The 14,158-nt window shown below is 53.1% G+C and carries 10 protein-coding genes; 4 read left to right on the top strand and 6 right to left on the bottom strand.

The genetic code is table 11. The features are described from left to right. Positions 1–8 precede the first annotated feature (8 nt). From ACUN9X_RS13640 to ACUN9X_RS13655, 4 genes are all read left to right on the top strand, one after another. On the top strand, positions 9–773 hold the full coding sequence (locus tag ACUN9X_RS13640; RefSeq protein WP_445473437.1) for a hypothetical protein: 765 nt from the start codon (positions 9–11) through the stop codon (positions 771–773). 154 nt (positions 774–927) lie between these two features. Beyond that, positions 928–1,635, top strand: coding sequence for a DUF1223 domain-containing protein (locus ACUN9X_RS13645; RefSeq protein WP_260037409.1), 708 nt, complete (start codon positions 928–930; stop codon positions 1,633–1,635). A gap of 594 nt (positions 1,636–2,229) precedes the next feature. Continuing rightward, positions 2,230–4,680: a response regulator gene (locus ACUN9X_RS13650; protein WP_445473438.1), complete on the top strand. Its 2,451-nt coding sequence runs from the start codon at positions 2,230–2,232 to the stop codon at positions 4,678–4,680. 257 nt (positions 4,681–4,937) lie between these two features. Next, positions 4,938–6,725 carry a CotH kinase family protein gene (locus ACUN9X_RS13655; protein WP_445473439.1) on the top strand — a complete coding sequence of 596 codons (1,788 nt, stop codon included), beginning with the start codon at positions 4,938–4,940 and terminating at the stop codon, positions 6,723–6,725. A gap of 251 nt (positions 6,726–6,976) precedes the next feature. Here ACUN9X_RS13655 and ACUN9X_RS13660 read toward each other — a convergent pair whose 3' ends face one another. The 6 genes from ACUN9X_RS13660 to ACUN9X_RS13685 form a co-directional block, all read right to left on the bottom strand. After that, positions 6,977–8,350, bottom strand: coding sequence for a sensor histidine kinase (locus ACUN9X_RS13660; RefSeq protein ID WP_445473440.1), 1,374 nt, complete (start codon positions 8,348–8,350; stop codon positions 6,977–6,979). Then, entirely contained in the window at positions 8,347–9,006 is a 660-nt protein-coding gene (locus ACUN9X_RS13665) for a LuxR C-terminal-related transcriptional regulator (protein WP_445473441.1), read from the bottom strand. Before ACUN9X_RS13665 ends, ACUN9X_RS13660 begins: the two co-directional genes overlap by 4 nt. Then, positions 8,999–10,528, bottom strand: coding sequence for a response regulator (locus ACUN9X_RS13670; RefSeq protein WP_445473442.1), 1,530 nt, complete (start codon positions 10,526–10,528; stop codon positions 8,999–9,001). The genes ACUN9X_RS13665 and ACUN9X_RS13670 overlap by 8 nt, the downstream gene beginning before the upstream one ends. A gap of 126 nt (positions 10,529–10,654) precedes the next feature. Further along, positions 10,655–11,467 carry a prolipoprotein diacylglyceryl transferase family protein gene (locus tag ACUN9X_RS13675; protein ID WP_445473443.1) on the bottom strand — a complete coding sequence of 271 codons (813 nt, stop codon included), beginning with the start codon at positions 11,465–11,467 and terminating at the stop codon, positions 10,655–10,657. 261 nt (positions 11,468–11,728) lie between these two features. Further along, the gene (locus ACUN9X_RS13680; RefSeq protein ID WP_445473444.1) at positions 11,729–12,694 is read right to left on the bottom strand and encodes an aldo/keto reductase; all 966 of its coding nucleotides are present in this window, start codon (positions 12,692–12,694) and stop codon (positions 11,729–11,731) included. Next, complete coding sequence (locus ACUN9X_RS13685; protein ID WP_445473445.1) at positions 12,663–14,063, bottom strand: NTP/NDP exchange transporter; 1,401 nt, start codon at positions 14,061–14,063, stop codon at positions 12,663–12,665. The genes ACUN9X_RS13680 and ACUN9X_RS13685 overlap by 32 nt, the downstream gene beginning before the upstream one ends. Positions 14,064–14,158: the final 95 nt, after the last annotated feature.

Here is a 14,158-nt window from a genome sequence, read left to right on the forward strand (position 1 = left end):
CCACCGCTATGTACAACTGGATAGTTGCGAACAAGGAAGTGCTTTCAGTAATCGCCAGTCTTGGTTCGCTGGTTATCTGGCTGGTTTACGCCCAATTACTGTATCTGGGATTTCGTCGGCAACGCCGTCCGCGCCTGATTATCAACCGGGGTCGAAACAAGGATATCGACGCTCTGTGCCTTATCAGCAACATGAGTGCGGAATCGCTTTTTATCGAGTACATCATCGCCGAACTGGAAACATCGGAGGGCACCATCACCATGGATGTCACCGATTTCGAGCAAGAGTACGAAGAGGGAGACGAAGAGCAGGGTGAGGGTCCTTCACCGAAGACCACAAAGCCATCGAACGTCAGCGACAATACCCGTCAGGGACCGATCAAGCCGGGGGATTTTTTCCATATCGGCACATTCAGTGAATTGATACAGCGCCTTGCCCGGGATGAAGGTATCCGGATGCGTGGCACGGTGCCTCAGGGGGATCTTGAATTCACCCGCCTGACACTTCGTCTTATCGGGATATATGGCCCGGAGGATATGCCGATTGGCGCTGAGCGCAGCTTTGATCTCAAGCGAGACAATGGGCGCTATGCGTTAATACCTGCCTCGTGGAATACCAAACGCCTGTCCTCATACTGGCACCGTCACAAGCTGCGCAAAAACGTCGAGAAGCTGAACGCGACCAATTTTTCGTCGGCTTCATCATTCCGCCATGTAAACCGAGAGGAAGACATTGATAACCGGAGAGCAGCAGAAAGGGCCAGTAAGGAATAATAAAGCGGCCCGAGTGGGTCCGGCGACCCGTTTTGTAACGATAAAGTGATTGAAATGTGACACTTCGGCCAAGGCCTCTGCGTAGTCTGTAAATGTAACAACACAGGGAGAGCCCATTTGCGGCTCCCTGACAGATTACAAAAGCGAGGCCTCTATGCTCCGGCTTTCCATTCTATTGATATGTCTCCTGCCATCGCTTGCAACAGCGCAAGAATGGCAAAGCGGTTCCACTAAAACAGACGTGGTCGAACTGTTTACATCTGAAGGCTGCAGCAGCTGTCCTCCTGCTGATAAATGGTTGTCTTCACTCAAAACTAATCCCGCGCTTTTCTCTGGATTCATTCCAATGGCATTTCATGTGGATTATTGGGATTACATTGGCTGGGAGGATCCCTTTGCCAAGCCGGAATACACCGAGCGCCAGCGGGAATACGTGCGGGAAGGGCGCGTCAGCCAATCCTATACACCTGGCATCGTCATCAACAGTCAGGAATGGCGTGACTGGTTTCGGGGCAAGCGGTCATGGAACGATGACAAACAGAACGTCGGTCAGCTAAAAGCGCGCCTTGGCGACGACGGACAACTTGAGGCCAATTTCAATGGCGCCCATGCTGGGCGATTGCACGTTGCATTACTCGGGATGGGCCTGACTACAGAAGTCAAAGCCGGTGAAAACCGTGGCAAGTTGTTGTCACATGATTTTGTCGTGCTAAAGATGATTTCAGTTGCCGGCAGTAAATATTGGTCACTGAAGCTGCCGGCGATCCCAGATGCTGGGCAACAGAGCATGGCCATCGCCATTTGGGTTACCCCTGGAAGCGCGCTGGGTATTATTCAGGCGACTGGAGGGTTCATCAAGTAAGCTTCGCTAATCACCATTTCATTCGCACGAATTTCAAATTTTGCTGATGAACGGACGACAAACCCTCCAGATTATTTTTTTATGAGTGGTGACATCTTGTTGTTTCAGCCATGAAAGGCTGCAGTAACCATTGCTCTAGGCCACACAGATCCTCTTGACTGAGCAGATCATGACCTCAAAAATTTATATTAAACCCTATGAAGGGCAGCTCGGCTGCCCTGGTCTTGCAGTCTCACTACTGGCCAAAATTCCAGAGGTGGATTACATACCATTAAAGATAAAGTTGACCTCCGCCAATACGTGGACATTTCTGGGGGATTAAACGATTGCTTTTATTGCGCACCTCTTCAATGGATAGCCGAAAACAGAGCGGCAGTAAGCGCTGGCACCAGCGGTAATCACGGATAAGTGTTAGCGGACACCTTGTGACCAGGTCACAATTCGCAGCGCTGTTTCGAAGTGATATCCAGTAGGTTACGATGTTTTACAACTCAGGTGAGAGCGAGCTTACACTGCACTGGTTCCAGAACCCGTTATTTCGAGTTTCTGTCTGTTTCAGCAAGTGCGGGCATATCTAACCGACAGAAGGAGACAATGATGGACAAAATCAGCCCGAAGCAGCAGCTCGAAGCGCTCAAACATCGGTATGTACAGGGCCTGCCAGACCGTATGGACGAAATTAGTGCCTCCTGGGCGCGGCTTCAGCATGTGAGCTGGGACCCCAAGGCCCTGGCGTTCATGGATCAGTGTGCCCACAAACTGGTCGGCAGCGGGGCGACGTTCCAGTTCCCCGATATTAGCGAGAAAGCCAGACTACTTGAGAAGCACTTACAGGTTCTGCTGACAAAATCAGATGCCGACCCCGCCGAGAGAAAGCAAATTGATGATGCTGTCACCGCGCTATCAAAGACCATAGAGCTTGCCACTAAAGCTGATACAGATAGAGAACCGCTTAATGCCGAGGTGGAGTATGAGCAGCCGCTCAACGCGCAGTACGGAATCGCCGTCATTGAAGACGACCCGAATCAGGCAGAACTACTAAAGGCATGGCTGCAGCGACTTGGGTACGCGGCAGAAATGTTCGAGGATCCTGATGCCTATAACGCGCGTGCCGCCGACTACAACCACCACCTGATACTCCTTGATATCAGCTTTCCCGAGGGTGCTTTGGAAGGCATCGCGTTGCTTGAGCGCCTGAAAAGTCAGGCCGGCTATAACACGCCGGTGATCATGATGTCGGCGAGAACGGATATGGTCGCTCGAATGCGAGCCCTCAGGGCAGGTGCCGATAGTTATCTGACCAAACCCCTGGATCTCGATTTTCTTGAAAAACGGCTCGAACAATTATTAGGTGACAAGACCTCGATTCACCCCCGCGTTCTCTGGGTCGACGACGACAAAGACCTGCTCGCTTACTATAAAACCACCTTGATGGCAGAAGGTTATAACGTCGATTGCCTGTCCCAACCTGTTCGTATTCTAGAGCGTATTGAAGAATTTCATCCGGATGCGATCGTGCTCGACCATGATATGCCGGGCTGCCAAGGCGCCGAACTGGCCCGCGCACTGCGTCAGGATGCCAACTACATGACAATCCCGATTCTATTCGTATCAGCCTCGACTGATGTTTCGGCACAGCTTGAACAGCACAGCATCGCTGGCAACAGTTACTTCCAGAAACCGCTTGATACCGAGCCGTTTCTGCGCGCTTTAAAGCAGCACATTGAGAAAGCAAAAATGGTGGCCTCACGGATCAAACAGGTCAGCCAACGCAAAGAAGAGAGTGGGCTACAAAATCGCGATTATTTTATTACTGAACTGGGGGCGTTGCTTGCCAACACTGACACCAGGCCGACAGATTGCAGTCGTTATCTTGTCCAGGTCAGTATCGATCGCGAGGAATACCTTAAAGCGCGCCACGGCGCTCGCGCGCTCATTAGCTTGTCTGCCCGGATGGAACGCTACTTTTCCAATCAACTGACGGCGGAGGATTCAGGCTGCCTCATTGGCGACAGCAGTTTTCTGTTCCAGCTCAACGCTCCGGCCGGGAGCGATAGGGACGATGAGGCGTTCATTGACACATTTTACCACCAGATGGGTGAGCAGGCCTGGGCACTTGGCGATGATGCCACACCCATCACTTTGAGTATGGGAGTGCTGCCCCTCAATTACACCCGAGATGAAGACACTGCGCTGATGGAAGTAGAGTCCGCTTGGGCCTCGGCCATGCAATCGGGCGGCAATCAAGTGAAATGGCAGCAGCCTCCTGAGCCGACAACGGAGGCGGAGCTTGATCTTCGCATGCAGGAACTGATTGCCGCGCGTGCGTACACACTTTACTACCAGCCAATTGTGAACATGGAGACCAGTGACACCCTATTTGAAGCATTGGTTCGATTGGTTGATGAAGACCATTCAATCTATCTGCCGGCTCAATTCATGCAATTGATGCGTTCAGGCGATAAGGGGGCTTTTTATGAGCTCGACCGTTGGGTTATTGAGCATGCCGTCGAAGAGCTTTCTCATCTGGAAGGTAAATCCTCTGCGAGTCACTCTGTCATTATCAAGCTATCGTCAGTTATGAGCGATCTTGAAAACTTGATACCGTTTATTAGCAACACAATTCGGAACTCCAGAATCAAAGGTAAGCGTCGCTTCTTTTTCGCGCTCTCCAACCCCATCCTTTTGAGAGATGTTCCAAGGGCAAAGCGAATTGTAAAAGCCCTTCGAGAGATGAACTGCGGGGTGATCGTCGAACATGTTGATCTCAATAGCGCAGCGGTCGATCTGATAAAGGAACTAGAGCACGTGGACTTCGTCAAACTGATTCCAGGCCTAGGCGCACGAACTGAACTGAAGGCCCCCCTGGATCAGCTAATACGTCAGCTTGGCGCAGCGTTCAGTTCCAGTTTGCCGATCATAGTGGCAGGCGTAGAAGATACCAAAGCACTAAGCTGGTTCTGGGAGCGGGGCATTCGCAACTTTCAGGGCCACTTCATCCAGAAGCCGGAAGTAGCGATGACGTACGACGCCGTGGGCCAATAATACGGCCCCGATTTTTTGGTATTCGGAAGTCACGATTCCTGTCGGAAGCCTGTTGCTGCCTGTGCTACTGTTTGGGGTGAACCTTATACTTCACCCCAATCGCCCGAATCTCCCGACAGCGCACTCCCTCGCATTAACCTGTTTTCTCGCCGGAACTGAGGCGTAAGACCGTCTTACATACATCGATATCACCCTCCCGGGATACTCACCTCAGCTGGCATTTGCTGGCGCACGACCAAGCTCTGAGGGAGTTATAAATGAGAACAACAAACAATCGGCGAACTGAAACCCTGCTATCACTGCGATTCGCTGGCTCAGTTTGCATGCTGGCACTTGCCATCACAGGATGCGGAGGCAGCGAGTCGGAAACGACCAGCCCTTCAGCCGTTGAGCCGCCGAGAGAGCCTGTTAATATCGGTGGTGAAGGACCGCTGTACGAGACTGATAGGGTGCTCGCCGTGGATATCACCATGGAGCCCGGGGCGTTTCGCCAACTTCGATCAGAAGGCCGCACTCTGGCCAGCACTGCCCGGGAATGCATTCCCGAATACGAATACACTGAATTCACAGCGATTGTGTCCATCGACGGCGAGCGGATGGAAGACGTGATTGTCCGCAAGAAAGGCTACATGGGGTCACTTAGTCCAAGCATTCCGTCATTGAAGCTGGACTTTAATGATCTCTGGAAGGGAAGAACCTACCAGAACTCCAACCGAATGACGCTCAACAACAATCGTCAGGACCCATCCAACGCGCGCCAATGCCTCGCCTACGATCAGTTCCGCGCTGCCGGCATTGGGGCCCCCATGTGCAACTATGCGAAAGTCAGCGTGAATGGGCAAAACCTCGGCATATTCACCAATGTTGAACCAATCAAGGACCCTTTCCTGAAGCGCGTATTCGGAGATGACGACGGTAATCAGTACGAAGCCCAAACCGCTGATTTCGGCGAATTCCTGAGCCAGCGTTTTGAGAAGAAAAACCATGAAAAAGAAAACGATCGTGCCGATCTACAAGCGCTGAACGTTGCGCTCGCGCTGCCAGACGAACAGATGATGAATGTGCTACCGCAACTTTTGGATGTGGACGAGTTCATTAAATTCTGGGCCGTGGAGACGCTGATAGGCGCGTGGGATTCCGCCACTGGGAATGCCAATAACTTCCACATCTATCGGGATACTAACGACGGCCTTTTTCATTTTATTCCTTGGGGGCCGGATACCGCATTTCGCGGCGAGCATCCATTGAAACCCATGACGGGTGTGTTGTATCGCAACTTTTCACTGGCCAACCGCCTGTTTGAAATGCCGACCTATCGGGCGAAGTACGCCGCAGAACTTGAGGATCTGTTAGCCACTCAATGGAACGAAGCCGATCTGATCTCCAGGCTGAACGAGATTGCGCAGTTGACCGACACTCCGACTCAGAACACCGAAAGCGTTAAAACGTTTGTGAGTGGCAAGGGTGATCCCGGTGATGACGATTACCGGCCATCGCGTCGAGTAGCAATCGAGCAGGCGCTGGCATTGCCCGTTCAGAATGATCAGGTCTACCTGCTTGAGGACCGTGCGCCTGATTGCATCAGCCCGGTTACGACGTCATTGACCGGTTCGTTTAAAGCTGAAAACGGCAAGGATACCGGTTCCTTCCTTTTCACCTTGCCGGACGGCCACGCGGTTTCTGCAAGTCTGACCTTCGCCGCATTTGAAGTGGACAGTCTGGTTTACAGCGTGGATCGCGAAGCGTCACCGGAAGTCATCAGCCTGTTGCTGATTGGCGTTGATGTGAACAACGCATTCAAGCCTTACGTGCTGCAACTGTTCGTGGAAGCGACAGACTTTGTCCCCGGCGAGCACCGCGTGCACGGTCTTGCTACCAACGCCATATTGTTTGAGGTAGATGAAAGCCTGCCAGGCGATGTGCGAACTCTCGCTATGGGTGCAACAGGCTCAGTAACTATCAATAAGGTTGGTGATGCCGGTAGCGAAGGCGATGTCGATATGACCCTGAGTATCACGCTGGAATACGGACCGGAGGTGCCATAAAACCACTGACAAATGCCTGCGGCGTCATGAGCGCAGGCGTTAGTCGATTTGATGGTGTATCCGTTATGACTTCGATGGGTGCCCGGGCCTTGGTGATCAATACAATGACCTTCGGTGCGGGGTATCGCTTGTCCTGAATGAGCAATCAGGCCTGCCAGTGACAAGGATGTCCTGGCTCTTTTGCTCCGCCAAGCGTGTGGCAACACATCCGCACGATTTTTCGGTCAGCACTGCACTTGAGCAGCGATGATCTACGGGCTTTTAGCGACAACGGAAGGTAGGGCAAGCACCACCTCAGTCCACTCCTGCGCAACACTCCTGATCTCCATCGTGCCATTGTGATGGCGCATAATCGTTTGGCAAATACTGAGCCCAAGCCCAAGATTATCCGGCGTGTTCTGGGTGGAATAGAAAGGGTCGGTCAGCCGTTTGATGTCCTCACCTGCAATGCCGTGACCGTTATCTCTGACTGCAATCAGCAACTGCTTCGACGACAAGGTTCCCTCGATATCGATACGCTTCGAGTTTTGCTCCCCGGCGGCCGTCAGCGCAGACGCTGCATTCAGCAACAGATTGACGAACACCTGTGTTAGCGCTGATGGATAGCACAGTAGCTGAATACCATCCGGAATATGGATATGGACTTCGATGCCACGAAGCTGGTGCTGACAGAACCGCATGGCGGTCTCAATTAACTGGCGGGGATTCACCTGTTCATTCTGGTGGGCCGGTTCGGGTCGGGAAAACTCGATAAGGTCCGAAACGATATCGGCAATTCGCTGCTGCTGAAGCCTGGCGTCGTTGAGTGCTTCACTAATCTCAGGCGTCTGATTAATTGCAGAGGCAAACTCGACCGCCTGGCTCGCACCGTTCAACGGATTCATGATTTCGTGCAGCAACCCCTTGGCCATATGGCTAAGCGCCTGATGCTTCTGTTCCTGCGCTAACCGGTCTTCAGTATGCTCCAGTGTCTGGAGTGTTTTCGATAGCAACAGATTACGGTCCCGAAGCAAGAACTGGAACGCCAGCAAATTACGCAGAAATAGGGAAAAAAAGTGCGCAGACAAGGGCGCCACCACCAGGCACATCAAAATCAGCCAGTTTGAAAGAACATGGGTTAGTGTAGGTCCGAACGCTCCTGTATCGGTCGCCAGCACCGTCGCTAGAACAAGCAACAGAAGATTCAGCGCTAAAATGGCAAGGGTATGGCGAAGCGATAACGTAATAATGCCAACTGAACTGACAAAGAAAAACAAACCAACGATCGCCACCACCTGACCGCCCGACAGGATATAACCCAGGTAGCTGAAGACCGCCATGTGGATGAACACAAGATAAACGATCAGTGGTGATTTCTGTCTTAACCGGGTAAACCGGTGAGCGGCGACTAGCCCCGCCAGGATCAGCAGATAAATGATGTGGCTTGCTGCAATGCCATTACCGGCGGGACCGAAGGCGAGCCCGGCTAAAAAAATCAGAGTGCCGATGAAGGTCATCGTCAGCGACACGTCGGCCAACAATGGCTGCACCCGATACCGGGACTGGCTCCGGTAAAACCGCTCGAACCGTGACTGGCGAAATTGCGGGAGTTTACGTATCTGTTCTATTCCGGACAGCACCTTCATGCAGCGGCTCCCTGAGACTGGCGTTTCATAAACAGAATAAGTTCGGGCAGCCTTTCGAAACCCAGTTTTATAAAAATACGATCCTTGTAGGAGTGAACCGTTTTGCAAGATACGCCAAGCTGGTCGGCAATATCTTTAACCGGCACACGGCGCGCCATGAGTTGCGCGACCTCCCGTTCACGGCGGGAGAGCGCGCGGTAGGCCACCATCGCTTCGCCAGCGTTATTTCCCGGCGTCTGCAACGTGCCAACGTAAACCTGACCGTTGCGAATATAGAACAGCGTCTTGATCAACTCCTGTATCGACTGATGCTTGGACACTACCGCCTTGATACCCGCTTCAAGATAAATCGCCAGCCGACCGGCGCTGACTGTTACCTCGGAAATCAGAAGAACGGCGAGTGTGGGGTTCATGCTCAGGGCATTCTCTGCGATGGTCAGGCCGTCGTTATCCAGAAGGTCTTCTTCAATAATCAGCACGCCAGGGCGCGCTGCTTCCAGGCGATTAAGTGTATCGAGCCCGGTTTCGGACTCACCAACCAGCTCAACGTCATCGTGCAGCAACAGTTGAAACAGTAAGCTATCGCGAAGCAGCCGTTGCCCCACCGTCAGGTATAACCGGATGTTTTGGGGGTGATGCCGGCTCGCGTTATCCATGCTCTGCGCTCGATGCCGGCGCATCGTTGAAAGCAGCAAACCTCAGCGCCAGACCAAAGCGTTGTTGCCCACCGGTAACGGTCAGTTTGGTGCCGAGATTTATAGCCGCGACATGCAATAGCAGAAAGGCCACCTGTTGCTGAAGGAGAGGCTGGGATATACGGGTGAGGGGAGCCAGCAAGTGCGTGTACATGTGCAATTCGCGGCGCGTTGATAACACAACGTCTGCATCGCACTCTGAACCTGTGGCGAAGTCCATGTGGGTCATTCCTGATGCTTTCAGCAACACCACCAGCGACCGACAAAATAGCGCCAGTAATGACGGGGCGCTCGAATTAACGGATTGACTCTCGGCCGCCTCAGCTGATTTCAACTCCGCAAAAAACTGCTCGGAAGAGAGTGGATCGGGTTCCGCTTTATGCAACGATAACCCACTCAGCTCACGTTTTATCAGTTCAGGGAATTGTTGGATCAGATCCCGTTCGAGCGTCGTGTCGCGGCTCGCCCTGATGTGGGAGGTGTTGGCAGGCAGGGCTTGGATCACCTCAAGTGCCTGCAGCCAGTCTGTCATTCCGGCATCACCAATTATCGGATCAAGCACCGCGGAAACGCAGTCGCGCAAGCGCTGATAACGCTGTGAACGCAGCGCCGCAAATTGTGCATCAGTTTGCGACCGGGAGTTCTCACGAGCCGCAACCAGCGCGTGATGATGCGCCAACGCTTCGCGGAACAAATCGAGTAGTTCCGGTGTGCGCCAGGGTTTGGTTTGATAGCGGAAGATCTTGCCATCATTAACCGCGCCCAGTGCAACATCGACCTCACCATAAGCAGAGGTCAAAATCCGGATCACTTCCGGGTGCGATTGTTTGAGCTCATCGAGCAGCTCTTTGCCCTGCTGACCGGGCATCCGCTGATCGGTCATCACCACGGCAATGGATTCCTCCCCACGACGGATTATCTCAAATGCTTCTTCAGCATTCGCAGCGCAAAGAACGCGAAATTCGTCCTGCATGCGCTCCAGTTGAAGGCTCAGATAGCGGGTTGAGACCGTCTCATCGTCGACGATTAAAACCACTGGACGAACACCAGCGACCGGACCGGTTAAGTTGCCCAAAACTGGCGGCGTTGCCTGGGCAGTCAGGGCAGCGGTGAGCACCTTGGAACGAACCGGATCTGGATTAAAAGGGCGCTCAAAACAGGCATCGACCAGCCCTCTGTCCAGCAGTGATACCAGCAGGTCCAACGGCATCGAATCGCAGATCAGAATTTTCAATACGGTGGGAAAGGCGTCCCTGACCCTCAACAGAAAAGCCGATTGGTCCTGACCTGTCGGAGCATCGGAGAGCATAAAAACGGCAGCAGGACACCGACCGGATTCGTCGAGATGAGCAAGGGCAGTGGCATCAGAGCTAAACGGTGTGATGGCAAAATCCTGACCGAAAATCACCTCGAAATCCCGTCGCGACTGCTCGTTGTCGTAACGCACGATAACCTGCGGTATCAGGCTGCTGCCCATGCTCATATCCGATCCAGACTGATGATAATTAGGGAAGAGTATCAGTAGACGCTGAACGATTTTGTAGGAATTTCCTACAAAATCGTGGCAGGTATTGTTTTTGTGATCGAATAGACGTCAATGCGACCGAGATCAATCAGACGAAAAGTGAGAGAGGCTTCGCGCCAGCGTAGCTTTGGATAATTCCCCCATGTGAGCATCAACCTGCCGGCCATTGGCATCATAGAACAAGGTTGTCGGTAGCCCATGACTGCCCGTTATGCGCCCGAGATTTCCTGCGGTATCCGTCAATGTGTTGTTGAGCTCGAGGTCGGTGTGGGCCATAAATTGCCTGATCGTTTCTGCATCTTCACCTTGATTGACGAAGATAAAGGCAATATCGGGATGTTGCTTTTGGGCCGCAGCCAGAGCTGGCATTTCCCGGATGCATGGCGGACACCAGGAAGCCCAAAGATTAACGACCATAGGCTTGTCCGGCGAAATTTGGCCCAATGTCGTTGATGCGCCGTCAAGATTGGCGAAAAGTTCATCAGGCACCTTGTTGGCTTGCGTTTCGATAAGGCTGACGGTGGCCGTGATGGCTCCCCAGGTCATAAAACCCGAAGCAACCGCAAACCCGAGCGCGCGCCGGTTAGCCGGGCGGCGCCATAACAGATAAACGCTCAAAACAAACGCACCCGTTACGCCGGACAGCACATCAAATCCACCGTCCCGAATATCGATAATGCCCCATAGATCGTCTTGATAATGCTCGAAATACATCAGCACAAATCCGATACGTGCGCTGATCATTGCCACCAAAAAAATGTCAGCAATCGTACCAGCGATTGGCCTGTCGTCACGACGACCCACCAGCAAGCCGACGATCAGAGCGACGATAAATGCCAGAAGCAGCAGGACGTAGCCCGCAGGGAGACTCAAAGGGCCAAGGTTAACGCTTAACATCAGACTTCAATCCAAATCCAGGTGGGGCGTAACGGGTTCAACTGTGTGATCCCGGTTGAAAAGAGCAGGGCGCTTGCAGCGCTTGTTCAAGTCTTCATTTTTGCATGAGCGATCGACACTGAAGACGGTTGAACTGCATCGGCCGACGCGACTACTGACAGCGTTGTAACTGAAGGGTTCAAATTGAAGTGGCCTAAAATAGCGCCAGTAAGGTGCCTAACCCGTTGTGATGGGCAACAGGTACTGCCTGAGTAGCCTGAGCTACAAGCGGTTGAACAAAGCCGCCATTTTTTCGCGGGCGGTCTGATCTGGTAGTGGCGATAGCGCCGCCCGGATATTATCGCGGGCATGTTCCGGGTCGCTCGTTGCAGGAATCGCACAGGTTACCGCCGGGTGACTGACGATGAACTTGAGAAAAAACTGGGCCCAGCTTTTGATGCCCCAGTCTGCGGCCCATTCGGGTAACGATTCACCGCGCACTTTGCCGAACAGAGAACCGCTTTCAAACGGCTCGTTTATCAGCGTAGCGACGCCATTATCCCGCGCTGCCGGCAATAAACGCTGTTCGGCATCCCGTGTGGCGATGTTGTAGTTGAACTGCACGAAGTCCAACGGCTCTTTTTCGCAGAGTTTTGCGAGTTCGTCGTGGGCGTCGGAGCGATAATGCGTGACGCCGATATACCGGATTCGTCCTTCCTTTTTCCACGCCTTCAAGGTGTCCAGCTGGGTTTGTGTATCGACCAGGTTATGTACCTGAACCAAATCCAAAGACCCTTTCCCCATGCGTTTTTCTGATTGCTTGATCTGAGCAATCCCTTCAGTTTCACCTCGGGTCCAGACCTTGGTCGCCATAAACAGATCGCTGGCGATACCCAAATCATTGGCCAGTCGCCCGACAACGCTTTCCGCGCTGCCATACATTGGTGAGCTATCGATCAGACGTCCGCCACCTTGATAGAAAGCCTCCAGCACCTGTTTAAGTGGTGCCAATGCAGGTGAATCGTCAGTGATGACATTGAAGGTTCGAGCTGTTCCGAGGCCGATAACAGGGATCTGCTGACCGGATGACGGAATACTCCGGCGTACGACCTCTTCCTGTTCGGCTCTAACACCAAGCGGCGCAAGAACACCTGTAATCCCGGCTGCAGCAGAAAGCTTGAGGATTTGTCTTCGGGAAAGCTTGCCGTTGATGCCGTTAAGGTGCCGGGGTCGATTCTGAGTGCTCATATCGAATGTCCTCCTGTTTTTGCCCGGACAGCGCGCTGTCAGCCTGCCGGACACGTTTTATGCGTTCTTTGCCAAGCCCATAACCAATCAACGCCCAAATAAGCGCTACGGGCACCGACAACCAGGCGATACTCATCAGGCTCAGCCCGAGTGCAGTCAGGCCGGCAAACATCCAGCCGGCAATAGCGTCACCACCGCGGTACACCAATGTATCGATAATATTCTTGGCTTTGTATTTTTCCATGCGCGGTAAAACCGTAAACAGCATCTCTCTGCCGGGTTTTGTGATCGCATAGTTCCCGGCTCGCCGCACCAACTGAAATCCGAATAGCACGGTGATGACAGGCGCCAATGCGAGACAGGCGAAACCACCGGCAACGAGCAGCGGAACGGCTGCCAGCGCGCGCTGAAGCCCAAGCTTCTGTACCAGACGGGCTGTCAAAAATAATTGCAGTAAAACGGTCAGCGTATTGGTAGCGAAATCAAGTGCAGCAAAGACAGAGGTGCGGTCGCCGCTATCGGAAAAAGTCGATTCCACGATATCGGCCTGAGCAAAATAGAGAAACGTAGATAGGGTGGTGTACAACCAGATAAAAACACAGATCCCCATAAGATAGCGGGAGCTGGCGATAGCCCGGAAACCCTCAAGCAAAGTGCCGCCCAGCGCCTGAGTATTTTGCGCAACGGATCTCGAAGAGGCAGCCCCTTGCGTTTGCCAATATTGCAAAGCCCAGATGCAGGGCAAGGTACAGAGCAGGGCGCCACCGGCAATCAGCAAGAGGTCGCGGGGTGGCAACGTCTGAGCCAGAAACCCCGTCAGCCCAGGCCCCAGAATCGCGCCTATGCTGCCACCGGCGGCAATAAATCCGAAGAGGCGGGTGGCTTGCTCGCTGTCGAATATATCGGCCATAAAGCTCCAGAAGACCGATATCACAAACAGATTAAATACGGACAACCAAACGAAAAACGCCCGTGCAGCCCAATCCATCGCAATACCGGATTCGAGCCAGAACCAAAAACCGCCGATACAGGCGATAAAGATGCCGTAGACACTCGGCATCAGAATACTACGGCGCAATCGCGCAGCCAGTGAAGCAAACAGCGGCACCATAAACAGCATGGCGATAAACGTGGCAGTGAACAGCCAGTGCATGTTTTCGATACCGCCGCGCACCCCCATCTCATCGCGCACGGGGCGAAGAATGTAATAGCTGAAAAGGAGGAAGAAAAAATAGACAAAGCTAAGCGCTGCCGCAGGCCATTCGTCGCGGCCAATCAAAGCAATGCGTGACAGCCATCCTACGCGTCGCTCGCTTTCTCCATTTGGTGCGCCAGCAGATTTGACGCCTGGATCATCACCACGGCTCATCGGCAGACTCGTCTTTCGGCCCGGATGCTTGAATAGGTGTTATCTGCATTTAGTCACATTGTGCAGCAACAGGCAATGTATCCAGTCGCGACGAC

This window comes from Marinobacter sp. V032 (assembly GCF_052645435.1).

Coding starts and splice junctions, on each gene's coding strand:
- ACUN9X_RS13675 (WP_445473443.1), bottom strand. CDS start 11,467: ATGTTAAGCGTTAACCTTGGCCCTTTGAGTCTCCCTGCGGGCTACGTC.
- ACUN9X_RS13685 (WP_445473445.1), bottom strand. CDS start 14,063: ATGAGCCGTGGTGATGATCCAGGCGTCAAATCTGCTGGCGCACCAAAT.
- ACUN9X_RS13645 (WP_260037409.1), top strand. CDS start 928: ATGCTCCGGCTTTCCATTCTATTGATATGTCTCCTGCCATCGCTTGCA.
- ACUN9X_RS13670 (WP_445473442.1), bottom strand. CDS start 10,528: ATGAGCATGGGCAGCAGCCTGATACCGCAGGTTATCGTGCGTTACGAC.
- ACUN9X_RS13640 (WP_445473437.1), top strand. CDS start 9: ATGTACAACTGGATAGTTGCGAACAAGGAAGTGCTTTCAGTAATCGCC.
- ACUN9X_RS13655 (WP_445473439.1), top strand. CDS start 4,938: ATGAGAACAACAAACAATCGGCGAACTGAAACCCTGCTATCACTGCGA.
- ACUN9X_RS13680 (WP_445473444.1), bottom strand. CDS start 12,694: ATGAGCACTCAGAATCGACCCCGGCACCTTAACGGCATCAACGGCAAG.
- ACUN9X_RS13650 (WP_445473438.1), top strand. CDS start 2,230: ATGATGGACAAAATCAGCCCGAAGCAGCAGCTCGAAGCGCTCAAACAT.
- ACUN9X_RS13665 (WP_445473441.1), bottom strand. CDS start 9,006: ATGGATAACGCGAGCCGGCATCACCCCCAAAACATCCGGTTATACCTG.
- ACUN9X_RS13660 (WP_445473440.1), bottom strand. CDS start 8,350: ATGAAGGTGCTGTCCGGAATAGAACAGATACGTAAACTCCCGCAATTT.